Raw genomic sequence first — 25408 nt, forward strand, 5'->3', positions numbered from 1 at the left:
TCGTGTAGTTTTATCATATTCTGTGCTGACAAAATGTAGCAAATCATTGCAGAATTCAGGTATTGTTTTTCGATAAAAATTTGAATCCGGAACCGATATGATTGGCGCATTGATGCTCGACATCGCTGGCACAGCACTTACTCAAGAAGATATTCAACTCTTACAAGCTCCGCAAGTCGGTGGCGTCATTTTATTTGGTCGAAATATTGAATCACCGCGGCAGGTACGCGCCCTGACCGATCATATGCGTCAGGTACGTCCGGATATTTTAATTGCAGTCGATCAGGAAGGCGGCCGGGTGCAGCGTTTAAAACAGGGTTTCACCCTACTGCCGGCCATGGGCCGTTTTGGCGAGCTGTATCAGCAGCAGCCGGAACTGGCGGTCGAGCTGGCTGAACAGTGCGGCTGGCTGATGGCCACCGAAGTATTAGCGGTCGGTATTGATTTCAGTTTTGCCCCGGTGCTGGATTTAAATGACATCAGCGATGTCATTGGCGACCGCAGTTTTGCCCGCAATATGGACGATATTATCGTACTGGCACGCGCCTTCTTAAGTGGCATGCAGCGCGCTGGTATGGCCACCACCGGCAAGCATTTCCCCGGTCATGGCTCGGTCAAGGCCGATTCGCATGTGGCCGCTGCGATTGATTCACGTTCTTATGCAGAGATTCAGCAAAAAGACATGCAAAGCTTTATCCAGCTGCAAGCCCAACTGGATGCCCTAATGCCTGCGCATGTAATTTATGATCAGGTCGATCCGAACCCGGCCGGTTTCTCTCCGTACTGGATTCAGACCGTGCTACGTCAACAGCTGAATTTTGATGGCGTGCTGTTCTCGGATGATTTAAGCATGCAAGCCGCTTGTGTGGCAGGTGGTGCCGATGCCCGCATTCAAGCGGCCTTAAACGCCGGTTGTGACATGGGACTGGTCTGTAATGACCGTGCCGCCGCCTGTCTGGCACTGGAAGGGATTCAGAATTTACCGTTACCAAATCAGGCCCGTTTAGCACGTATGCGCGGCCAGATTCCAGAAATTCAAATTGGTGATGTACTGGAGCTCGGCCCGGAATGGCAGGCAGTACGCGACCGTATTGTCCGCTTTAAAGACAGCGGCCAGTAATACCGACAAAGGAACAGGACAAGCTGTTCCTTTTTCTTTATGCTGCAAATACATAAATCCAATCCCCCGAATAAATAAAAAGAATAGAGGACCTTGCATGAGCCAACCGCTTTCCGAACATCGCCATATATCCTTTACTGCCCACTATACCGGCTATATCTGGTTTCAAATGGGCATCTCGCATCCGGTGTTTGCCACCTCAAAAGGCAAGTTTCTGGCCAAACTGGTCCATCCGCTGGAAAGCTGGGCCGAAAAATATGTCGGTGGCAGCATGCGCACCACCCTGAAAGAACGTCACACCATTATTGACCAGCAACTGACCGAGCTGATTGCCCGCAACCCTCGCACTCAGGTGCTGGAAATTGCCTGTGGCCTATCCCCGCGGAGCTGGAATTTCCGCCAGAAATATCCGGAACTGAATTACCGTGAGCTGGATTTACCGGATATGGCCAAGGTAAAAACCGCCGCCCTGCAACAGTTAGACCAGCAGGCGCCGGAAGTCTTGAGTGCCGATATTTTCAGTGAAGAATTTGCCCAGATTTTTCAGCATTTTGACCCGCAGCAACCGCTGGTGATTATTAGTGAAGGCTTAATCAATTATTTCGACAAGCCGATGCTCAGCAAACTGCTACATGGGATTTATCAATATGGGCAACATTTTCAGGAACTGCACTACTTGAGTGATATTTATCCTGAACCGGTGAAAAATAAACTGGCCAGCTTTATGTGGACCAGCAGTAAATTACTGAAAGTCATGTCTCGCAGTGCCTTTAGTTTTCATTTTCAAAGTCCGGGCGAAGTTCGTGATTTTGTCAAAGCCAGCGGTTTTGAGCGGGTCGATATTCTGCAACCACAGCACTATTTCCACACTCCGGACCTGCCCGCCCCTGAAGAACATTTGGGTGATATTGTTTGGGTGCTGCACGCCTGCCATAAACAGCCCAGTGCCTAAAAGAGAGTTCTGAGCCTCATCAGCCCATAAAAAAACAGCGCCTTTGCGCTGTTTTATTTTTACACATCTCAATTTAGGCAATTGCTGCCAGACAGCCTTTTTGACGCTGGATATAACGCAGCAAACGCTCGGCAATATCAAAGCTGCCATGTTTTAACAAGGCGCGAATCTGCTGATCTTGCACTTCAAAAATCAGGCACTCAATCTGGAAACTACCCTCTTCATCTTGGAGTGTCAGGGCCAAATCACGCTCATACTGCGCAGCCCGTTCTGCCTGTCCGTCTTCAAAACGTAGCAATACGCCAAAAAAGTTCAGATCGACAATTTCCGTGGCAAAGCTTAAATCGGAATGACGGTGCGTTAACTGACTAAATGGCTGTTGTACAGCAATGCGTTCTTCTCCACGGCGCTCCATGGTCAAGAGCTGGGCACGGGTCATGGGGATAATACCTTCTAACGACTGAATCGGCTCATCTCTTAAAAAGGTGGCAAACAGGCGCATGGTTTCTTTACGGCGCTGCAACTGCGGCACATGATCAGCATTGGCAATCATGGCAAACTCCATGTCCGGACATTGCAGGGCAAAATTGGCATTTTCATGTGGCAAGGTAAAACTGTCATACTGGCCACAGGCCACCAGCACCTTGCACTGCGGAATAGGAACGTGAGTCAGGCGCAGCAGACGATTACAATTAATATCATAGCGTTCCTGCTCGGTGGCGGTGAACTCGGCCATCTGCCGGAAGAACAGCCGCTTGGCGGTTGGCGACATGCGGGTCGCTTCCAGCTTGGCATGATTGACCAGATATAAAATCACCGCCTGACCAAACTCATCCATACGCTGCTCTTTCATTAAATGCAGCGATTCTTCCAGCAGCATACGCCAGCTTTTCCGGGTCTTTTGCATGACACCCATCAGAATCATGCGGTCTATCAGTTCCGGACGCTGATGCGCCAGGCAAGATGCCACCACCGAACCAAGGGACATGCCCAATACCGCGACCTGACTCAAGCCAACGATATCCAGCCAGCGACCGAGCATGGCTGCCAGATCTTCCAGCTCCAGCGTACCGGCAGATATGCCAGTATCGACATTGCTGATTTGCTGGTTGGCGCCCATGGAAGGTAAATCAATCAGGATAATCGGGCCGGCATCAAACAGTTGTTCAACACAGTATTTATAGGAGTTAAAATTCTGAAAAGCGCCCCCGATAATCACCATCGGCGTCATGTGCAAGGTGTCTGGGCGAGCAATCGCCATGTATTCAATCTTCCAACCGTCAATCCAGGTTGTACGCGCTGGCTGTTTGAAACTGTGCTTATCGTAAAGATCAAAAAAACCAAAGTGAGCACTTGACTGCCCGACTTCCGAGTCCATTTGGATAATGGAATTCATATTCCTTTCCTCCATTCTCGCGCTTATTTTTATTGTGCAAGAGATGATTTCTAAAATTGAGCAAAAATCGCATCCTGCTCTTTCATTGTTATTTGTATGACTTCAATGTCCATCGTGTTTCATTCTATACAGGTGTCGTTTTGACACGCAACCTCTTCTGCAACCACTTGTCTGCTTTTAAACAGGAAACAATTTCAAAATGTTTAGCGCTTTTCCGGCTTTCCTGCGGAAAATTCCATCAAACTGCTTCATTGTCCCGACCTAGACTGTTAATATCGAGGAGAAATTTCTAAGTGATCAAACCGCTATGCACGAGTCTATTGAACAATATATGCAAACGGTAGGACAACAAGCGCGCCAAGCTTCCGCAGTTCTGGCAAGTGCTTCTACCCAAACAAAAAACCATGCTTTATCTGCTATTTACACTGCACTTGAAAACAGTGAAACAGCAATTTTAGCTGCCAACCAGGTTGATATGACCAAAGGTCGCAACAACAATCTGGATAGCGCCCTGCTTGATCGCTTAGAACTGACTCCCCCGCGCTTTAAAGGCATGTTACAGGGCCTGAAAGATGTAATTGGCCTGCTTGACCCAATTGGTGAAATTACCGATATGGCCTATCGTCCGTCGGGCATCCAGATTGGCAAAATGCGAGTACCTTTGGGCGTGGTCGGCATGATTTATGAATCACGTCCGAACGTGACCTTAGAAGCAGCTTCGCTGGCGCTAAAATCAGGCAATGCCATTATTTTACGTGGCGGTTCAGAAGCGCTGGAATCGAATAAAGCCATTGCCGAAGCCATTCAGCACGGTCTGAAAACTGCAGGCTTGCCAGAAACGGCGGTACAGGTCATCAATACCCCAGATCGTGCTGCTGTAGGCCAGTTAATTACCATGTCGGAATATGTCGATGTGATTGTGCCACGTGGCGGTAAAGGCTTAATCGAGCGCATCACCAATGAAGCCCGTATTCCGGTAATTAAACATCTGGATGGTAACTGTCATGTCTTTGTCGAAGCACAGGCTGACTTGCAAAAAGCCCTACCGATTGCCCTGAATGCCAAAACCCATCGTTATGGCGTCTGTAATGCCATGGAAACCTTGTTGGTGGATGAAGCCATTGCAGATGAGTTTTTACCGCGCATTGCCGAGCTGTATGCGGAAAAACAGGTCGAGCTCCGTGGCTGCGCCGAAACCCAGCGTATTTTAGGCGACAGCGTTCAAACGGCTACCGAAGACGACTGGTATACTGAATATCTTGGTCCGGTTCTGGCCATTAAAGTGGTATCGGGTCTGGATGAAGCGATTACCCATATCAATAAATATGGCTCGCATCATACCGATGCCATTATTACTGAAAACTTCAGTCTGGCGCGTCAGTTCCTGGCCCGTGTTGATTCCAGTTCAGTGATGATTAACGCCTCTACCCGCTTTGCCGATGGCTTTGAATACGGTTTAGGGGCGGAAATTGGTATTTCTACCGATAAAATCCACACCCGCGGCCCAGTCGGTCTGGAAGGTCTGACCTCGCAAAAATGGGTGGTGTTTGGAGATGGCCAGATTCGCCAATAACTCACTTTTCTAAAGATATGAATGTTCAGCCTTTGCGGAGGCTGAACATTTTTCTGCTGTTTTCCCTGTCTATTCCACCGTACACTGTCTTAAGAATGAGAATAAGAGGTGGACAATGTTCTATTATTTAATTGTGACCACATTTGTTCTGGCACTGCTGGTGTCATTTGTGGTGATGCGTATTTTTTCCAGTTCCATTAACCGTATTCTGGCGCGTATTATTCATGATCCGATTCATGAAGCCTGGGCCAGATATACCAAATTTGCCGGCATGGTGGTTGGAACATCCTCCGGAATCCGGATTTATGACATGGAAAAATACATTACCCCGCTCACCTATAGCGAAAACGACCAGAAAATTATTATTGAACTGACGCAGGAACGCTGGTTTCTGGAAATTTACCGCACCTTAATTGAAACCCTGCAAGGCTTGGCCTGGATGATGCTGGTATTTTTTATGGTGGCGCTATTTGCCTATGTGATTGTGCGCTGGTCGGAAATGAAGTATCAGAAACCTTGAATATGAAGGAATAAGAAATATTTTCAAACAGTTCTGTCAGATGCTTTGATTCAAGGCGTGTTATGGTAAACAGAAGAACAACGCGACTGGACATGACTACTATTTTATTAATAAATGAAATCTATCAACCGATAAATTTTAGTTATTATTCCCGAAAGGGTCGATAGTGCTTAAGTCTAATCTCCTAAAGTCTATCTAGAAGCGATACCCATCCCATGATAAAAATTAGTTATTGATCAAGATTGCACCGTGTTGGAACAGGTGCAGATCAATACGGGATACAAATATTTCAATTAGAATTCGGGTAAAACAACGTGTCTACAACTGTATTAGTAATTAACTGCGGATCTTCTTCAATTAAATACGCGCTTGTTTCTGAACGTCGCGAAGACCGTATTTTTGGTTTGGCTGAGAATTTAGGATCTGCCGAGGCACGTATTAAAGGGATCACTGTCGGAGGTGAACCGCTCGAACTTTCTATTCCGCACGCAGATCATGAAAAAGCCTTAGAAACCATTTTATCGCGCTTGTCACAATACAATCCTCAAGCGATTGGCCACCGTGTGGTACATGGCGGCAGCTTGACCAAAGCCGAGCGCTTAACCCCAGAGATTATTCAACGCATTCGTGAAGCAACCCCACTGGCACCGTTACATAACCCGGCGCACCTGGTAGGCATTGAAGCGACCATGCGTTTATTCCCTGAATTACCTCAGGTTGCTGTATTTGATACCGCATTCCACCAGACCATGCCAGCACATGCTTATCGTTATGCTGTGCCAAAATTCCTGTACACCGATCATAACGTACGTCGTTACGGCTTCCACGGCACCAGCCATGCCTATGTTTCTGAACGTGGTTCAGAACTGGCCGGCAGCCTGAAACAAGGCGGCTGGTTAACAGCGCACCTGGGCAATGGTAGCTCGACCTGTGCCATCTGGAACGGTGAAAGTGTAGATACCTCTATGGGCCTTACCCCACTTGAAGGTCTGGTGATGGGTACCCGTAGTGGTGATGTAGATCCATCTTTACACACTTTCCTGGCCAGCAACCTGGGTTGGGATATCTACAAAATTGACAAGATGCTGAACAGCCAAAGCGGTCTACTCGGTTTATCTGGCCTCTCTAACGATATGCGTACCCTGATTGAAGCTTCTGAACAAGGCAATGAAGATGCAGCTCTGGCGATTGAAGTATTCTGCTACCGTTTAGCGAAATCTTTAGCAGCCTTAAGCTGTGGCTTACCGCGTCTAGATGGCCTGTTCTTCACAGGTGGTATTGGTGAAAACTCGGCTTATATCCGTGAAAAAACTCTGTCTTACTTACCACACTTCGGCTTTAACTTTAGCAAAGAGAAGAATGACAGCCTGAAACGTGGCACCGAAGGTCGTATCGATAACGGTACTGGTCCACAAATCTGGGTGGTTCCAACCGATGAAGAAGGCCGTATCGCCAAAGAAACCAGCGCGGTGGTGGAGTCTGAGTTGGGAGCAACTCCGGCAAAAAAGTCTGAATTAGAAACTGCGATTGCTTAAGCAATCGCAGTTTTACCCTGTTTACTTTTGGCTGATTTGAATAATACCTTATGAAAACAATTCTACTTGTCCCGACTGGAGAAGGTGTTGGTCTAACATCTGCATGTTTAGGTCTGGTGTATGCTTTGGAATGCCAGGGCATTAAACCCGGTTTCGTCAAACCTTTCTCTCAAGAATTACAGCCTGAAAACGAACGGACGACAGCGCTGTTTGAGCATGTCTCTAAAACCAAAACGGTTCAACCCATTCCTTATGCACAGGTGGTGCATCAACTGAGCCATGACCAGCAAGATGAATTGCTGGAAGAAGCGGTTCGTTTACACCGTGAAGTGGCCAAACAGCATGACCTGATTATTGTCGAAGGTCTGTTACCGAATTTCCGTGACAGCTTCGCAGATGACCTGAATGCCCTGCTGGCTCAAGCCCTAGATGCACAGGTAGTGATTGTTAGCGGTGCCGACATCAACAATCCGCTTCGTTCTGCTGAACGAATTGAACACCAGATTCGTAACTTCGGTGGTGCAGAATCGAACCGTTTACGTGGTGTGCTGTTTATGCGTACCAAAGGTTTGCCAGAAGATTCTGCGCAAATTCCTGTGACGATTGATCCAAACCTGCGCTTACTGTCAGACACCAGCAAGTTTGTGGCCAGTATTCAGCAAACTTATAGCTACATTGGCACAGAAAAACTGCCAGTGATTGGTCTGGTGCCATTTAGTAACACCCTGAGTGTGCCGCGCCTGTCTGATCTAGCAGCGCATATTTCTGCCCAGTGGATTCATGAAGGCGAAGCCAATACACGTCGTGTGTTACATAGCAGCCTGATTACTTCGAATATCGAGCATGAACTGCACAAGTTTGTGGCCGGTGAACTGATTATTACCGCAGCTGACCGTACCGATGTACTACTGGCCAGCAGTCTGGCCAACAGCAATGGCATTCCTTTAGCAGGCTTAGTCTTAACCGAGCAGCATCAACCGAATGAACAGGCCTTAAATTTCTGTCAAACTGCCATCAAGCAAGGTTTGCCAGTATTACATACCCCTTTAACCACCTTTGAAACTGCGCAACAGCTCTCGATTTTCGGTAACGAAATTCCGGTCGATGATATTGAACGTGCCGAACAGGTGACCCGTTTTGTGTCCAGCCATATTGATCCGGAATGGTTAAACTCGTTGATTAGCGGTGCGCATAGCCCACGTTTATCGCCTTCTGCCTTCCGTCATGAGCTGGTACAAAAATCAATTGCAGCGAAAAAACGCATTGTTTTACCTGAGGGTGATGAGCCACGTACAGTTCAGGCTGCGGCCATCTGCCAATCGCGTGGTATTGCGCACTGTATCTTGCTGGCCAAACCTGAAGCCGTAGTTGAAGTGGCCAAAGCCCGTGGTATTGAATTGCCGCATGACTTAGAAATTATTGATCCGGATCTGATTCGCGAAAACTATGTCGAGAAAATGGTTGAGCTGCGTAAAGGCAAACTTAACGAATTACAGGCACGCGAACAGCTTCAGGATACGGTGGTTTTAGGTACCATGATGCTGGCACTGGATCAGGTTGATGGCTTAGTTTCAGGTGCAGTACATACCACGGCCAATACCGTACGTCCGGCCTTCCAGCTGATTAAAACTGCACCTGAATATTCACTGGTATCTTCAGTATTCTTTATGCTGCTGCCAGATGAAGTTTATGTGTATGGTGACTGTGCGATTAACCCGGACCCGGATGCAGAACAACTGGCTGAAATTGCCATTCAATCTGCTGACTCGGCCAAAGCCTTTGGTATTGACCCGCGTATTGCCATGATCTCTTACTCAACCGGAACTTCAGGTGCCGGTGCCGATGTAGAAAAAGTAGCGCAAGCGACTGAAATTGCCAGACAGCGCCGTCCAGACCTGCTGATTGATGGCCCGCTGCAATACGATGCTGCATCGGTTGAAAGTGTTGGTCGCTCTAAAGCGCCAAACTCTCAGGTGGCTGGTCGTGCCAATGTGTTTATTTTCCCTGATCTGAACACGGGTAATACCACTTATAAAGCAGTACAACGCTCTGCCAATGTGGTGAGTGTTGGCCCAATGTTGCAAGGTTTGAACAAGCCGGTAAATGACCTGTCACGCGGTGCATTGGTCGATGATATTGTGTTTACCATTGCTCTAACTGCAATTCAGGCTGAACAGCAGTCTGCTTAAACAACTGTTTTTAACAAGCTCCGCTTCACCCACCCTGTCGAAAGATAGGGTGGTTTTTTAATTTAGACCAGACGTATCAAATACATCTCATTTTCTGTATAGGTTAGGTGGTAATCACATGCCTTTAACATTAAAAAATAACAACGAAGTTTTTAAACAGATCTTTGAAATCGCCAATCAATTTGACAAAGAGCAAGAAAATTATCTCATTGCGTATTCCCATTTTTTAAATTATTTCAAAAAAACAGATGTACTTACCTTGGATGACATTGTTATCGGCATCAGCTTTACCTATTCGTGGATGCCGACTATTTTGAAAAAAATTGATTTAACTGCAGCAGATGATCTGATCAAAATATTTAACAAAGCAAAACAAGGTCATCAATTAACAGTACCAGAACTTCAAACACTCAAAAGTGCATTCAATAACTCTCTTGTCGGTGTATCTAAATTGTTGCACTTTATTCATCCTGAACACTATGCGATTTGGGATAGCCGTGTATTTAGATTCTTAAGCGGCAACGAACCCCATAACTTCGCATTTAAACGTCCTGAAACTTATCTGGAATATCTAACGCTTCTGGACGAATTAAAAAATGAGGCGGTTTTTGAAAGTTTTTATCGTTTAATGCAAGACAAAGTGGGTTATCAGATTTCAGCATATCGAGCTTTAGAACTTGCCTTCTTTAAAGGAGGATAAAGCAAAGCTATAAACAAATTTTGAGAATTGAGAATTGAGAATTGAGAATTGAGAATTGAGAATTGAGAATTGAGAATTGAGAATTGAGAATTGAGAAAAATATTATTTTTATCAGCCTAAAATGAAAAAAGAAGATAAAGCTTAAGCTTGATCTTCTTTTTGGCCATACATCCAAGTTGCAGCGATATATACACAAAAGCCCGCAACCATCAAAATACCTGTTGTCATCTTTAAGGTCTCGTTTTTGGATGTGACAATTATGCGAAAGTTTTATGACAGTTATATGACAAAGCTGAAATATTTAAATTTTATTAAATAATTAAAATTCAACAACTTAATAAAATTTCATCTAAACTTAAGCTGTAATATGACATTAATTTCAGCTCAAATATGACAAAACCACCCGCCAAATACAGTAAAAATCACCCAAAATCCCGTGTAAAAGCACCACTATAAACTTTCGGCCAATCCACTTCTAAAACGCCCACAATGCCGTCATTTTGTCTTATAATTTAGCCCGCTAGCTATCAGCCCGCTCAAGAGAATTTTGATATGACAACTATTATCAAGCAAGATGACTTGATCACATCGGTTAAAGATGCGCTTCAGTTCATTTCTTACTATCACCCACAAGATTTCATCCAAGCGATGAGCCGTGCGTATGACCGTGAAGAAAACAAAGCTGCAAAAGATGCGATTGCACAAATCTTAATTAACTCTCGTATGTGTGCAGAGGGTCACCGCCCAATCTGTCAAGATACCGGTATCGTCAACGTATTCGTTGAAGTGGGCATGGATGTTAAATTTGATTTAACAATGAGCTTAGACGACGCGATTAATGAAGGTGTGCGTCAAGGTTACCTAGAAAACTCAAACGTCCTTCGTGCATCTGTACTTGCTGACCCTGCATTTGGTCGTAAGAACACCAAAGACAACACCCCTGCGGTGATCTACCACAAACTGGTTCCAGGCAACAAAGTCGACATTACTGTTGCAGCCAAAGGTGGCGGTTCAGAAAACAAATCTAAACTGGCAATGCTTAACCCATCTGACTCAATTGTAGATTGGGTACTGAAAACTGTTCCAACCATGGGTGCAGGCTGGTGTCCACCAGGTATGCTCGGTATCGGGATCGGTGGTACTGCTGAAAAAGCCATGATGCTTGCCAAAGAAGCACTCATGGAAGAGATCAACATGGACGAACTGCTTCGTCGTGGTCCACAAAATAAACTTGAAGAACTTCGTATTGAAATCTTCGAAAAAGTAAACGCACTCGGTATTGGTGCACAAGGTCTGGGCGGTTTAACCACTGTACTTGACATCAAGATTAAAGATTACCCTTGCCACGCTGCGGGCAAACCAGTCGGTATGATTCCGAACTGTGCTGCAACACGTCACGCACACTTCACTTTAGATGGTTCAGGCGTTGCCCATATTCAGGCACCACGTCTTGAAGATTATCCTGAAGTTACTTGGGACTCATCTTCGTCTAAACGTGTTGACCTCGACAACATCACCCAAGAAGAAATGAACTCTTGGCAACCAGGCGATACACTGCTGCTAAACGGTACCATCTATACCGGCCGTGATGCTGCACACAAACGTATGGTTGACATGCTCAACAACGGTGAAGAATTACCGGTTGATTTAAAAGGCAAGTTCATCTACTACGTAGGTCCTGTTGATCCAGTGGGTGATGAAGTGGTTGGCCCTGCAGGTCCGACAACAGCGACTCGTATGGACAAGTTCACTCGTCAGGTGTTAGAAGCGACTGGTCTTTATGGCATGATTGGTAAAGCAGACCGTGGTCCTGCTGCCATTGAGGCGATTAAAGACAACAAAGCAACTTACCTGATGGCTGTCGGTGGTGCTGCGTACCTGGTATCTAAAGCAATCCGCGAAGCTGAAGTAGTTGCTTTTGAAGACTTGGGTATGGAAGCGATCTACAAGTTTGTAGTAAAAGACATGCCTGTATCTGTCGCAGTTGACGTAAACGGTACTTCTGTACACGCGACTGCACCAAAAATCTGGCAAGCTAAAATTGGCAAGATTCCAGTGGTTGATGCCGCTGCTGGCTAATGAATGCTGTTGAAGCGATTAAAAAAGCACCCAAATCTGGGTGCTTTTTTTTATTTCTCGATTCAAGCATTTTTACCAGGTGCGTGGGTCCCACAATTTAAATGGCTTAGTCAACTGCACATCGCTGGCCGGGTCATAATCGGCATGTTTGATTTTTTGTGCCTTAGAGCGAATTTTACCGGTGCTCTGGTCTTCAGCCACAAAATTATAACTGTGCGATTTCAATTGAGTAAAAGCAATTTCATTGAGGCCTACCGTTTCCGGCATCATGATTAAGGGACCAGAAATCGTGCGGCGGGTACTGCTATTTTCTTCATCATATTTAATAAAATAGGACTTGCCTGCTTCAACGGAAAAATCCAGATACTTCGGCTTTTGGAAATGCTGCACACCTAAAGGACGGCTGGTAGATAAACGATAATCCCCGGCTGGCAATTCAATCCAGTAATAATGATTATGCAGCAGGCTTGGAATGCGTTCGCTATTGATAAATAGGCTGGAGGCTACAATTTCCTGACGGTTCCAGCGTGAATCCGGACGATATAAATACACCACAGCGGCCTGATCATGCTGCGGCTGAATGGCTTGAAAGCGCTGGCCTAATTTCTGATTGACCCAACCGCCAATGGTAAACATGCCAAAGCGGTACTGTTCCAGCAAACTCGGCTTTTCGTTCTGATCAATAGCTTTTAACGTAGAGGTGGGCGGCAGCTGCGCCTCGGTTGACGACTTCCCATGACAGCCAGCCAATGCGACAGCCAGAAATACGATTGATATAGCACGCATGAACATCCCTCATTCCTTCGTTTTTATTTTTACACTTAACACTTTTTCAATATTTTTATTGGGTTGGGCATCCAGGCCCTGATGCAGAGATTAGCACTCTGTCTTATTTTTTCAAATAAAAAAACGTGCGAAAACCGTTGATTTCCGCACGTTTCTGACGAATAGCGTCTTAAGCCGTTTTTGAATTCACGACTTTTAAATCGGCTTTCGGCTGTTCTACCACAGCTTCTTTGCTTTGACGTTCCGCTTTTAATTCTGGCTTGGCCTGATCATTAATCACTGCTTCAGTGATGATGACCGTGCCTACATCACTACGACTTGGCAAGTCATACATGATTTCAAGCAAGGCATTTTCCAGAATTGAACGCAGACCACGCGCACCTGTATTACGCTCCAAGGCTTTTTTCGCCACTGCACGTAATGCGGCATCATCAAAGATCAGGTCGACATTTTCCATCTCGAACAGATATTCGTATTGACGCGTCAAGGCATTCTTCGGCTCGGTCAGAATCTGCATTAATGCGTCTTCATCCAGCTCATCCAGCGTTGCAATGACTGGCAAACGGCCAATAAATTCCGGAATTAAACCGAATTTCACCAAATCTGTTGCTTCAACCTGACGGAACAGTTCAGACAGCTTTTTACTTTCATCCTTGTTACGTACTTCAGCGGTAAAGCCAATACCACCTTTTTCCTGACGTTGCTGCACAATTTTCTCTAGACCCGAGAATGCACCACCACAGATAAACAGGATGTTGGAAGTATCAATCTGGATAAATTCCTGCTGCGGATGCTTGCGGCCACCCTGCGGCGGAATAGACGCCACTGTGCCTTCAATCATTTTCAGCAAGGCCTGCTGCACACCCTCGCCCGATACATCACGGGTAATCGACGGGTTTTCAGACTTACGGGTAATCTTGTCGATTTCATCGATATAGATAATGCCTTTTTGCGCCTTTTCGACATCGTAATCGGCTTTTTGCAGCAGCTTCTGCACGATGTTTTCTACATCTTCCCCCACATAACCGGCTTCGGTTAAGGTGGTGGCATCGGCCATGGCAAACGGAACATCCAGCAAACGCGCTAAGGTCTGTGCCAATAAGGTTTTACCCGAACCGGTTGGACCCACCAGCAGGATATTACTTTTGGCAATTTCGACTGCATCATTGGTTTTCTGACCGTTATGCGTGACTTTCAAACGCTTATAGTGGTTATAAACTGCCACCGATAAGGTCTTTTTCGCCAGGTCCTGACCAATCACATATTGATCCAGTGCAGCGCGAATTTCATGCGGTTTTGGCAACGGACGGGCGGCCCAGTCACTCGACTCAACTTGTTGACTGGTCTGAACCAGATCCAGGCATACGTCCACACATTCATTACAGATATATGCGTCCTCGCCTGCAATCAGCTTCCCGACTTCAGACTGCGTTTTACCGCAAAATGAACAATGTTTTTGTCCTTGAGGATGTTCGGACATATTCTCTCCAATTTAAATCTTTAAAACTTATGGACGCTTAGATAACACTTCGTCCACTAAACCGTATTCTTTGGCCTGCTGTGCAGTCATAAAGTTATCACGGTCGGTATCTTTGGCCACTTTTTCATAGTCCTGGCCACTGTGCTCTGCCATCAAACGGTTCAAGCGCTCTTTAATGAACAGGATTTCACGCGCATGAATTTCAATATCAGAAGCCTGACCACGGAAACCGCCTAAAGGCTGGTGAATCATGACCCGGGCATTTTCCAGGCAGTAACGTTTGCCTTTGGCACCGGCATTCAGCAGGAATGCACCCATGGACGCTGCCTGACCCATACAGTAAGTCACCACATCTGGCTTGATAAACTGCATGGTGTCATAAATCGCCATACCGGCTGTGACTGAGCCACCTGGCGAGTTAATGTATAAATGAATATCCTTATCTGGGTTCTCTGCTTCTAAAAACAACATTTGCGCCACAATCAAGTTGGCCATGTTGTCTTCAACCTCACCCGTTAAAAAAATCACCCGTTCACGCAAAAGACGTGAATAAATATCAAAAGAACGCTCACCACGAGATGATTGCTCAACGACTACTGGAACCAATGCGTTATCAATTGATGGAACATACATACGTTTATTTATTCCTAAATTCTTGTGAGTTCACCCATGATCACAATATGAGGGATAATCATCTAAATTGCAAAATATTCACCCACAATTCATGGATATTTTTTGCATAAGCTTTGTAAACTTTAAAACCATCCAAGTTTTTATATTATATAAAAAAGGCGCCTTAGGCGCCTTTTTTACTTCAGCTGAAATTAGCCTTGTTGACGAGCTTGTTGCTCTTTCAATAAGTCTTCGTAGCTGACTTGTTTGTCAGTCACTTTTGCAGCCGCAAGAATGTGATCAACCACCTGGTCTTCTAACACAACTGCTTCAATTTGAGCACGTTGCTGTTTGTCATTTTTGAAGTATTCAATTACTTCATTTGGATCTTCATAAGAAGATGCCATGTCTTCGATGTAAGCATCAACACGTGCAGCATCCACTTCAAGTTTCGCGTCTGCTAAAACTTTGCTCACCAATACGCCAAGTTTTACAGATTTTTCAGCTTGTTCTTTGAACAGTTCGTCTGGAAGCATGCTTGAGTCAAATGCTTTCGCACCTTGCGCACCAAACTGCTGCGTGAACTGTTGGATCATTTGTTGACGTTGACGGTCAATTTCTTGCTTAACCATAGATTCTGGAACTTCGATTTCGTTCGCAGCAACCAGTGCATCAAACGTTGCACCTTTCACCTGGTTACGAAGACCGTTTTTCACTTCACGTTCCATGTTTTTACGAACGTCAGCTTTTAACTTTTCAACGCCTTCTTCTTCAGTTAAACCAAAGATTTTTAAGAATTCAGCATCAACTTCTGGAAGTTTTTGTTTTTCAACCAGTTTTACATTGATTTTGAACTGAGCTGCTTTACCTGCCAGCTGTTCAGCTTGGTAGTCTTCCGGGAAAGTTACATCAATAACTTTCTCTTCGCCTTTTTTCATGCCCACGATGCCGTCTTCAAAGCCCGGGATCATACGGCCAGAACCTAATACCAGTTTGAAGTCTTCAGCAGAACCGCCTTCGAATTTCTCGCCATCTACTGTGCCTTCGAAATCAAAAGTCACTTGCATGTCTTTTTTCGCCATGCCTTTGGTTTCAGCCCAAGTTGCGCGCTGCTTTTGCAGGTTTTCGATCATTTGATCTACATCTTTGTCGCTAACTTCAGATGCTTTACGCTCAACTTCCAGACCTTCGAATTTCACTTCAACTTCTGGATAAACTTCAACAGTCGCTTCATATACTAAAGCGTCGTCTTTCATTTCAGTTTTTTCAATATTTGGCATACCAACAGCATTGATTTTTTCTTGTTGGATTGCTTCAAATACGGTGTCACGAATGATGTCGTTTACAACTTCTTGATAGATACCCGCGCCATATTCACGACGTACAACGTTTACAGGCACTTTACCTGGACGGAAGCCGTTAATCTTCGCAGTTTTAGCTGTGCGTTTTAAGCGAGCTTCGAACTGCTCGTTAATACGGCTCGTCGGTACAGATACATTTAAACGACGGGCAACGCCCGAAACCGCTTCAGAAGTTACTTGCATGGCTTCCTCGATATTTAGTAATAACAGTTTTTAAAAAAGTGCCATATTATATGACAACATTTAAAGATATACAAAATAACAAGCGATCAGAACAATTTTTCGGCTTAAATTCTTCATATTCCCTTCGCTATTTTTATCTATTGTCTAATATTTGTTGCAAATGATAAGTACTATCATTAATATTCAATGGTTTTTAACTCATATTTTTAACTATTCTTCTTATATCCCAATACTGGAATTCGGTTATGCGCACCTTTAACCTTCGCCCGCTTTCGCTCGCGATTCTTGGAATTTCTGCTAGTTCCGCATTTGCAAATACAACCACTGAAACTACAGCCGACCCGACACATCAATTATCTACGATTGTGGTCTCTGCGGCGGGTTTTGAACAAGATATTAAAAATGCACCTGCTTCTATTAGTGTGGTCACAAAAGAAGATATTGAAAAGAAAAATGCCACCAGTATTGCTGATTTGTTAGTTGATGTACCTGGTATTGATATTCGTGATGGTGTAGGCAAAACCTCCGGCTTAAATATTAAAATGCGCGGTTTAGGTAACGAATATTCTTTGATTTTAATTGATGGACGTCGCCAAACCACCTCTTCTGATGTTGCGCCTAATGGTTTTGGTGAATCATCAAATGGTTACCTACCGCCTCTTTCATCAATTGAACGTATTGAGGTCATCCGTGGACCAATGGCAACCCGCTATGGCTCAGAAGCGATGGGTGGTGTAATCAACATCATCACCAAAAAAGTCAGTAATGAATGGAATGGCAATGTCACGGTTAGTGGCAATGCAATGGAACATAATGGTGAAGCTGATTCCTGGAAAACTAGCGTTGTTGTTAATGGTCCGATTATCAATGATCGACTTGGTATGCAACTACGTGGCTCATATTTAGACCGTCAACGTTCAGAGCGAGTACCTGGCTCAACAGGTCGTGATCCACGCCCAAGTAAAGCAGACAATTATGATGCAGGTGCTAAGCTTACTTACCAGTTAAATGATACAAATACTTTATGGATAGACGGCTTCCATTCCAGTCAAAAATATAAAAATGAAGACAACCGTTTAGGTAATATTGATAAACCTAACAAAGCAAATGGCTATAAAGATGAATTAGAGTTTAACCGTACACAAGTTTCTGTAGGACATGATGGTGACTATAGTTTTGGTCAATGGAAAACTTATGTTAGCCATACTGAAACAGAAACTATAGGCCGTACGATCCCTAATGGCACCTTCCCAAACAATGCATATGAAGGTCAAGATCGTACTTTAGAAAATACAGACTTAGTTGTTGACTCACACATTGTCATGCCTTTGGCAAATCACACCGTGACTGCAGGTGCTGAATATAAAGATGCAACAGTTGCTGATGATATTGCAGGTATTGGCCAAGAATTCTCTAAAGATTCTTGGTCGTTATACGCAGAAGATGAGTGGGCATTACGAGATAATCTCCGTTTTACCTTTGGGGGACGTTACGAAGATCACTCAGGTTTTGGTGGACAATTTAGTCCACGTGCTTACTTAGTTTGGAACACCAACGATATCTTCACTGTGAAAGGTGGTGTGAGTACAGGTTATAAAGTTCCATCTCCAAAAGCTTTACATGACGGAATTATTAACTACAGCGGACAAGGTGAAACTCCGACTTTAGGCAACTCAAACTTAAAGCCTGAAACTTCGATTAACTATGAATTAGGTTTTAATTTCCAACCTAGTGATCAATTAAATCTAACTGCAACAGCTTTCTTTAACCAAATTGAAGACAAAATTATATCTTCACGATTCAACTGCCCGGCCTCTCCTGAATGTGCCAATTTAGCTACAGGTGTGACCGAATACACACAAAGTGCCAATGCAGATGAAGCTGAAACAAAGGGTTTAGAAGTTAGCCTAAATTATTCAATATTGCCAGAATGGGATATTAAAACAGCCTATACGCTGATGGAAACTGAGATCACCAAAGGTAAAAATAAAGGCGCTTACTTCAGCAACGTACCAAAACACGCGCTGAATATGACCTCGACTTGGCATATTAACCCTGCTTTAGATATCTGGTTACAACACGAATATCGTTCAAGTAAAGACCGATTCCAGACCCAACCCAAAACACCAGCATCTGGACTTGGTTCTTCAGACTATCAAGAGTCTTTGATTTTTGGAGATAAATTTGCAGGCTATAACGTGTTTAACTTAGGTGCAAGTTATACAGTGAATGATCAGATCCGAATTAATATGGCGGTAAATAACTTATTAGACAAAGATTTTACTGAAGACAATCAAACCTACCAATATGATTCAACTGATAAGAACGGTAATCCAATTATCGCCAGCGCAACTGCTTACAAATACTTAGACATTGCCTCTGGTATGTCTGGTACTTACCTCCCAGGCCGCAACTACTGGTTGTCTATTTCTTATGACTTCTAATCCTGATTTCACATAAGAACCCAAAACCCTGCCCCGGCAGGGTTTTTTAATTCCAAAAACCGATCAAATTAAATCAAAAATACGATTATTCAAATATTCTTATTGATTTATTTCATTAAATGCGAGCAATCCATAAATATTTTCTTGATTGTTTAGCTTGTTTTAACCAACTTCCATATTGTTACTGAGAATTATTATCACTAAAATTCGCATTACTTATTGAACGCATACAACATACAATAAGTCCATCATTACTCTGCATTTGAACTGCGCACTCAAATCATTGTGGTAAGGGAATTTTGTCATTCATATCAGGAAATACACCACCATGGCACAGATTAAGAGCCGAAAACATCAACGCACTGCATCATTCGTTGCCCTTGCAGCCACCCTGCCGCTCATGGCACATGCAACCACAGCAACCGAAGAAGTCACCCAGCTTCCTGAAATCACGGTGAAATCTCAGGCTGAAAATAAATATAAAACCAATCAGCTCAGCTCCGCGAAACAGACCCAGCCACTGGTCGATACCCCACAAACAGTTTCTGTTATTAATCAAACCTTATTAAAAGAACAAGGCGCGACGTCACTGGTCGAAGCGCTACGCAATACCCCGGGCATTACCTTACAAATGGGTGAGAACGGCAATACCAGCGCTGGTGATACCTTCCAGATGCGTGGTTTCTCTACCCAAACCTCTACCTATGTCGATGGCATCCGTGATTTGGGCGCAGTCAGCCGCGATGTATTTAACCTGGAACAGGTTGAAGTCGTGAAAGGCCCGGCCGGTGCCGAAGCCGGTCGTGGTTCGGCATCCGGTTATATCAACCTGGTCAGCAAACTGCCACATCTGCAAAACAGTAGCGAAGTCTCTGCCAGCTACAATACCGCAGAAAATGCCCGCCTCTCGGCCGATATCAACCAAGCCATCAATGACAATACCGCTTTTCGTCTCAATGTCATGGGACAAGAAGGGGGCGTGCAAGGCCGTGATGTGCTCGAAAACAATAGCTATGCCATTGCCCCATCTGTTGCCTTTGGCCTGAATACTCCGACCCGCCTGTATTTATATTCACAGCACGTCCGTCAACGTAATATCCCTGATGGCGGTATTCCAACCATTGGTATGGAAGGCTTCTGGAATGCCAATCCGGATATTGCCCAAGCTGGCAAGGTTAATCGTGAAAACTATTATGGCCATGTAGATGATTACGAAGATGTCGATGCCGACATGTTCACCGCGAAAATTGAAAGTGATCTGGCAGATAATCTAAAACTGACTAATATCACCCGTTTGGGTCAAACCCAGATGAACCGAGTCCTGACCGGGATTAACACCATTTCTGCACATGATTCGACCAATCCAGCCGACTGGACCATCAGCCGTTCACGTCAGGGGGTTGATCAGGAAAATAAAATTCTGGCCAACCAGACCACTTTAAATTTGAACCTGAAAACCGGTGCTATTGAACATGATGTGGTAGCTGGCCTGGAATTTTTAAAAGAGCAGCAATACACCCGCAATCTGGCCACCCAAATGCCGGATGAGCCTGCAGTATCCACCACTGAAGCCAACCTGTATAACCCAAACCCCAATGATCCAATGGCCGACCTGATCTATAACGGTGCTTATAGCGATGGTGAAACCCAGACGGCTGCGGCTTATCTGTTTGACACCTTAAAATTTGGCGAACGCTTCCAGTTAAACGGTGGAGTACGGGTAGATTATTACGAAACTGACTATCAAGGCCTATCCTTACCTCGCGGCACAAATGCCCTTGTAGCTTCAGATATCAGTGCACATGACACCCTGCTGAGCTGGAAACTTGGCGGTCTGTACAAACCAACTGCTTACAGCAGCGTTTATGCTTCTTATGGCAAATCCTTAACCCCACCGGGCAGCACCAACTTTGTGATGTCTGAGTCGGGCATTAACAGTGCAGCGGCAGAACCGCAAGAAACCCATCATTATGAACTGGGTAGCAAATGGGATCTGCTTGATGGTCGTCTAGCCCTCAATGCCGCAGTCTATCGCACGGAAAATGAAAACCAGTTTACCCAGGATGCGATTACCCAGGAATCCATCCAGGAAGGTAAAACTATTGTCGATGGGGTTGAGCTGAGTGCAGTCGGCCAGATTACCGATGCCTGGAATATTTCTGCCGGTGTGGCGCATATGAAAACCAAACAGGAAGATCAGCAAAGTTTCCGTGACAATGTCATGACCCGTACCGATAGCGTGCGCTGGTCACCGGAATGGACCGCCTCATTATGGACCACCTATGACATTGCCGGCTTTAAACTGGGTCTGGGTGCACGTTATGTCGATGAGCAAAAACGTGTCGTCACCGACAGCACTGCTCCAGCCAATATGCCAAGCATTCCAAGCTATGTGGTATTTGATGCCATGGCCGGTTATCAGTTCAATAAAAATGCCTCACTGAACCTGAATGTCTATAACCTGGCAGATGAAGAATACATCAGCACCTTGAACAACGGCGGTTCGCGTATGACGCTTGGTCAGGAGCGCAGTGCCAGCCTGACCTTTAACTATAAGTTCTAAGTTTTATTTTGTTCTGTTGAAGCAGCATTTATCTGAAATGCTGCTTCATTTTTTATTTGGCTATATGATGACAGACAGCGCTCTGTCTGAAGGATGATTCAAGTCTCATGATGCTGCATGTTCCTCAAGTTCTCAGTAAAGCGGCCGTGGCTGATATTCGTCAGCAGCTTAACCAGCATACCGCCTGGATTGATGGCCAGCACAGTGCCGGGCCACAGGCAAAAAAAAGCAAACACAATCTGCAATTTGACCCACAGCATCTGGTGTATCCAGCGCTGGCTGAACAGATTGAACAGGCACTGAGACAGCATCCGCTGGTACAATCTGCGACCTTAGCCAAACATATTCTGCGGCCAATGTTTAACTGCTATCAGCAGCAAGGGACGTATGGCAATCATGTCGACAGCGCCGTGCATTATTCGGCTGCACATCAGCAGCTGATTCGTACTGATGTTTCCATGACCTTATTTTTGTCTGAACCGGAAGAATATCAGGGCGGTGAACTGGTGATTGAAGACACTTACGGGGCTCATGAAGTCAAGCTGGATGCCGGTGATGTGATTCTCTATCCCGCCACCAGCCTGCACCGGGTAGAACCGGTCACTGCCGGGCGGCGCATTGCCGCCTTTACCTGGGCACAAAGCATGATTCGCGATGACTGGCAGCGCAGCATGCTGTTTAATCTGGATATGACCATTGGCCAACTGCGTCAGCAACTTGGCGATAATGAACAAGTGCTGCAACTGACCGCGCATTATCATAATCTGCTGCGTCAATGGGGCGAACTATGACATCTGCCCAGCCACTGCCGCCACTTACCCAGATTCCAGCCTATCTGCAAACCATTGCTGACTATGAAGCTCAGGCCAGCAAACATTTAACGCCGGCCACCTGGCACTATTTACAAGGCGGCGCCATGGATGAGCGCAGCCTGCAACAGAATCTGGACCAGTTTCAGCAGCTGCAACTGCTGCCCAGAATGCTGCGTGACCTAAGCCAAGGCCATACCCGCTGCGAACTGTTCGGGCAGGAATTTCCCCATCCAATTTTTCTAGCCCCGGTTGGCCATCAGCAACTGTTTCATCCACAGGGCGAACTTGCCACTGCCCTCGCAGCAGAAGCAGTGGGCAGTAATCTGGTCCTGAGTCATTTAAGTACTACCGATCTGCGTGAAGTTGCGCCAACAACCTCTCTTAAATGGTTTCAGCTGTATTGGCAAGGCAATCGCGAACAATCGCTGGCACTGGTGCAACTGGCAGAGCAACAACAGTTTAAAGCCATTGTGGTGACCGTCGATTCACCGCATAGCGGCGTTCGTGACCGTGAACGTCGGGCCGGTTTTCAAGTGCCGGCGCATCTGCCTCATCCGCATCTATCTTCCTTTACCTCCCCCACCCTCACACCCGGGCAACACCCCCTGTTTGATGGTCTGATGCAACAGGCACCGACCTGGGAAGATATCGCCTGGCTGGTACAGCAAACGTCTTTACCGGTGCTGCTCAAAGGCATTGTGCATCCTGAAGATGCTCAACTGGCATTGCAATACGGTGTACAGGGACTGGTCATTTCCAATCATGGTGGCCGGGTGCTAGATGACTGCATTAGCCCACTGACAGCTCTACAGATGATACGCGCACAACTGCCGGCAAATTTTCCCTTAGTGCTGGATGGTGGCATCCGCCGCGGCTCCGATATTTTTAAGGCGCTGGCCTTGGGCGCATCCGCCGTGCTGATTGGCCGGCCGTATATTTATGGTCTGGCAGTAGCCGGTGCGTTAGGTGTGGCGCATGTGATTAAAATTTTGCGGGAAGAACTGGAAGTGACCATGGCTTTAATGGGAACGGCGCGCCTGCAAGAGATCAATAGTCGCTATATTTTTCACAAAAACCAGATCCAGTGAAATTTTTTATCTCCACAACCTTTAATGATGCAAATTAAGAGAATAATTTCCACTTCAGTTGGCTTATATTTATCTTAGGAATTTGCAAGACCGCGAACGGTACCAGCCAGGTAGCAACTCTTTCTGAAAATGTGGACTGATCCTAATATTTTCCGGAAATACGCTTGTAAATTGATACCATAGATACCATCTATATAAGTAGTACGTTGCTTTTTTATAAGCTTAAGCAACCCATGCTTCACAAGGAGTTACCTCATGATGTTGGCTGATCCAAGTAAAAAATATCGTCGCATGTATCAACGTGTTGACTTGCCAGACCGTCAATGGCCGAACAACGAAATTACAAAAGCGCCTATCTGGATGAGCACCGACCTGCGTGATGGTAACCAGGCAATTTTCGAACCAATGAGCATTGAACAGAAGTTCAAAATGTTCCAGATGTTGGTGAAAATTGGCTTTAAGCATATTGAAATTGGCTTCCCGTCTGCTTCACAAATTGACTTCGATTTCACCCGTAAATTGATTGAAGAAAACCACATTCCAGATGATGTGTATATCGAGGTTTTGGTTCAGGCACGTGACCATTTGATTCAGCGTACCTTTGAAGCATTGGAAGGTGCAAAACGCGCGATTGTGCATATCTATAACTCCAACTCGCCAACTTTCCGTCAAAAAGTCTTGAATGTTGATGTCGCGGGTGCCAAACAGTTGGCCATTAACGCCGCTGAAAAAGTGAAAGAATACGCAGCGCAATATCCTGAAACCGACTGGATTTTCCAGTACAGCCCGGAATGTTTCACCGCAACCGAATTGGAAGTGGCTAAAGACGTCTGTGACGCCGTGACTGAAATCTGGGAAGCTTCTCCTGAAAACAAAGTCATCTTAAACTTGCCTGCGACTGTAGAAGTTTCGACTCCAAACGTATATGCCGACCAGGTCGAGTGGATGCACCGCAACATCAAACGTCGTGATGGAGTGATCATCTCTGTTCACTGTCATAACGACCGTGGCTGTGGTATTGCTGCCTCTGAATTGGCGATTATGGCCGGTGCAGACCGTGTTGAAGGTTGTGTGTTTGGTAACGGCGAGCGTACCGGTAACGTTGACGTGGCAGCAATTGCCTTGAACATGTACACCCAGGGCGTGGCACCAGAATTGGATTTCTCTAACATCAACGAAATTATTGCGACCGTAGAAGAATGTACCGGTTTACCTGTGCATCCACGTCATCCATATGCCGGTGATTTGGTCTTCACGGCGTTCTCGGGTTCACACCAGGATGCGATTAAAAAAGGCTTTGAATACCAGAAAAACGAAGAAATCTGGGATATGCCTTACTTGCCAATCGATCCGAAAGACTTGGGCCGTGACTATGATGCCGTGATTCGGGTGAACTCGCAGTCAGGTAAAGGCGGGATTGCTTACTTGTTAGAATCGAACTACAACGTGGTGTTGCCGCGTCGTGTACAAATCGAGTTCTCGCAAGTGGTACAGCAAGTGACCGATGAAGAAGGCACTGAAATTTCAGCACAGCAAATCTGGTCATTGTTCCAGCAAACCTATATCGATGCCAAAGATTCACATTATTCTGCCAAGGGCTATAAATTGTCTGATGACAATGGCAAACAGGTGATTGAACTTGAAGTGGTGGTGAATGGCTCGACACAGCAGTTGCGCGGTGAAGGTAACGGTCCGATCTCGGCCATTTTGGATGCCTTGCAGTTACCAATTGATGTCTTGAACTATGAAGAACGCGGCATCAGCTCGGGTGCCAATGCCAAAGCCTTGGCCTTGGTTGAGTTGCAGGTGAAAGGTACCGGTAAATCTGCCTTTGGTGCCGGGGTGCATGACAACATTGTGACTTCATCCATTGAAGCCATTATTGCCAGCACTAACCGTCTGATTGATCAGGGCGTATTAAGCAAAGAACAATTGGTTGCTGCTGCCGTTTAAGCACATAAAGTACTTTAGAAAGGATACCCCAAGTGGTATCCTTTTTATTTATTCATTCTAAA

The 25408-nt window shown here is 45.5% G+C and carries 18 protein-coding genes; 13 read left to right on the plus strand and 5 right to left on the minus strand.

The window, feature by feature from the left end:
- The first annotated feature begins 97 nt into the window (after positions 1–97).
- Positions 98–1120: a beta-N-acetylhexosaminidase gene (nagZ, locus tag GA693_RS09795; protein ID WP_075174639.1), complete on the plus strand. Its 1023-nt coding sequence runs from the start codon at positions 98–100 to the stop codon at positions 1118–1120.
- 97 nt (positions 1121–1217) lie between these two features.
- Positions 1218–2072 (plus strand): class I SAM-dependent methyltransferase, encoded by an 855-nt coding sequence (locus GA693_RS09800; protein WP_075167439.1) that lies wholly within the window; start codon positions 1218–1220, stop codon positions 2070–2072.
- A gap of 73 nt (positions 2073–2145) precedes the next feature.
- On the opposite strand, the gene GA693_RS09805 is transcribed toward GA693_RS09800, so the two are convergent.
- On the minus strand, positions 2146–3468 hold the full coding sequence (locus tag GA693_RS09805; protein WP_160240959.1) for an alpha/beta fold hydrolase: 1323 nt from the start codon (positions 3466–3468) through the stop codon (positions 2146–2148).
- 307 nt (positions 3469–3775) lie between these two features.
- Here GA693_RS09805 and GA693_RS09810 point away from each other — a divergent pair, with 307 nt between their 5' ends.
- From GA693_RS09810 to GA693_RS09835, 6 genes are all read left to right on the plus strand, one after another.
- Positions 3776–5041, plus strand: a complete 1266-nt coding sequence (locus GA693_RS09810) for a glutamate-5-semialdehyde dehydrogenase (RefSeq protein WP_016658571.1) — start codon at positions 3776–3778, stop codon at positions 5039–5041.
- Between the two features lie 115 nt (positions 5042–5156).
- A complete protein-coding gene (locus tag GA693_RS09815) occupies positions 5157–5561 on the plus strand; it encodes a hypothetical protein (protein ID WP_005180148.1) in 405 nt (134 codons plus the stop codon).
- A gap of 314 nt (positions 5562–5875) precedes the next feature.
- Complete coding sequence (locus tag GA693_RS09820) at positions 5876–7096, plus strand: acetate/propionate family kinase (RefSeq protein WP_005180151.1); 1221 nt, start codon at positions 5876–5878, stop codon at positions 7094–7096.
- Positions 7097–7146: 50 nt separating this feature from the next.
- Complete coding sequence (gene pta / locus GA693_RS09825; protein WP_160240958.1) at positions 7147–9285, plus strand: phosphate acetyltransferase; 2139 nt, start codon at positions 7147–7149, stop codon at positions 9283–9285.
- Positions 9286–9403: 118 nt separating this feature from the next.
- On the plus strand, positions 9404–9985 hold the full coding sequence (locus GA693_RS09830) for a hypothetical protein (protein WP_005180155.1): 582 nt from the start codon (positions 9404–9406) through the stop codon (positions 9983–9985).
- A gap of 552 nt (positions 9986–10537) precedes the next feature.
- On the plus strand, positions 10538–12064 hold the full coding sequence (locus GA693_RS09835) for a fumarate hydratase (RefSeq protein WP_005180157.1): 1527 nt from the start codon (positions 10538–10540) through the stop codon (positions 12062–12064).
- A 72-nt stretch (positions 12065–12136) separates the two neighbouring features.
- Here GA693_RS09835 and GA693_RS09840 read toward each other — a convergent pair whose 3' ends face one another.
- The 4 genes from GA693_RS09840 to tig form a co-directional block, all read right to left on the minus strand.
- Positions 12137–12850, minus strand: coding sequence for a DUF2846 domain-containing protein (locus GA693_RS09840; protein WP_160240957.1), 714 nt, complete (start codon positions 12848–12850; stop codon positions 12137–12139).
- Positions 12851–13019: 169 nt separating this feature from the next.
- Positions 13020–14330: an ATP-dependent protease ATP-binding subunit ClpX gene (gene clpX / locus GA693_RS09845; RefSeq protein WP_160240956.1), complete on the minus strand. Its 1311-nt coding sequence runs from the start codon at positions 14328–14330 to the stop codon at positions 13020–13022.
- 27 nt (positions 14331–14357) lie between these two features.
- A complete protein-coding gene (clpP, locus tag GA693_RS09850) occupies positions 14358–14963 on the minus strand; it encodes an ATP-dependent Clp endopeptidase proteolytic subunit ClpP (RefSeq protein WP_005180162.1) in 606 nt (201 codons plus the stop codon).
- Positions 14964–15154: 191 nt separating this feature from the next.
- Positions 15155–16486 carry a trigger factor gene (tig, locus tag GA693_RS09855; RefSeq protein WP_075167430.1) on the minus strand — a complete coding sequence of 444 codons (1332 nt, stop codon included), beginning with the start codon at positions 16484–16486 and terminating at the stop codon, positions 15155–15157.
- Positions 16487–16731: 245 nt separating this feature from the next.
- Here tig and GA693_RS09860 point away from each other — a divergent pair, with 245 nt between their 5' ends.
- From GA693_RS09860 to leuA, 5 genes are all read left to right on the plus strand, one after another.
- Positions 16732–18930, plus strand: a complete 2199-nt coding sequence (locus GA693_RS09860; RefSeq protein ID WP_160240955.1) for a TonB-dependent receptor domain-containing protein — start codon at positions 16732–16734, stop codon at positions 18928–18930.
- A gap of 328 nt (positions 18931–19258) precedes the next feature.
- Complete coding sequence (locus GA693_RS09865; RefSeq protein WP_160240954.1) at positions 19259–21493, plus strand: catecholate siderophore receptor Fiu; 2235 nt, start codon at positions 19259–19261, stop codon at positions 21491–21493.
- 107 nt (positions 21494–21600) lie between these two features.
- Positions 21601–22284: a Fe2+-dependent dioxygenase gene (locus tag GA693_RS09870; protein ID WP_005180172.1), complete on the plus strand. Its 684-nt coding sequence runs from the start codon at positions 21601–21603 to the stop codon at positions 22282–22284.
- The gene (locus tag GA693_RS09875) at positions 22281–23393 is read left to right on the plus strand and encodes an alpha-hydroxy acid oxidase (RefSeq protein WP_160240953.1); all 1113 of its coding nucleotides are present in this window, start codon (positions 22281–22283) and stop codon (positions 23391–23393) included. The genes GA693_RS09870 and GA693_RS09875 overlap by 4 nt, the downstream gene beginning before the upstream one ends.
- A gap of 255 nt (positions 23394–23648) precedes the next feature.
- The gene (gene leuA, locus GA693_RS09880; RefSeq protein WP_104471597.1) at positions 23649–25346 is read left to right on the plus strand and encodes a 2-isopropylmalate synthase; all 1698 of its coding nucleotides are present in this window, start codon (positions 23649–23651) and stop codon (positions 25344–25346) included.
- Positions 25347–25408: the final 62 nt, after the last annotated feature.

It is taken from the genome of Acinetobacter indicus, from assembly GCF_009914475.1.
GTDB classification, from domain to species: domain Bacteria; phylum Pseudomonadota; class Gammaproteobacteria; order Pseudomonadales; family Moraxellaceae; genus Acinetobacter; species Acinetobacter indicus.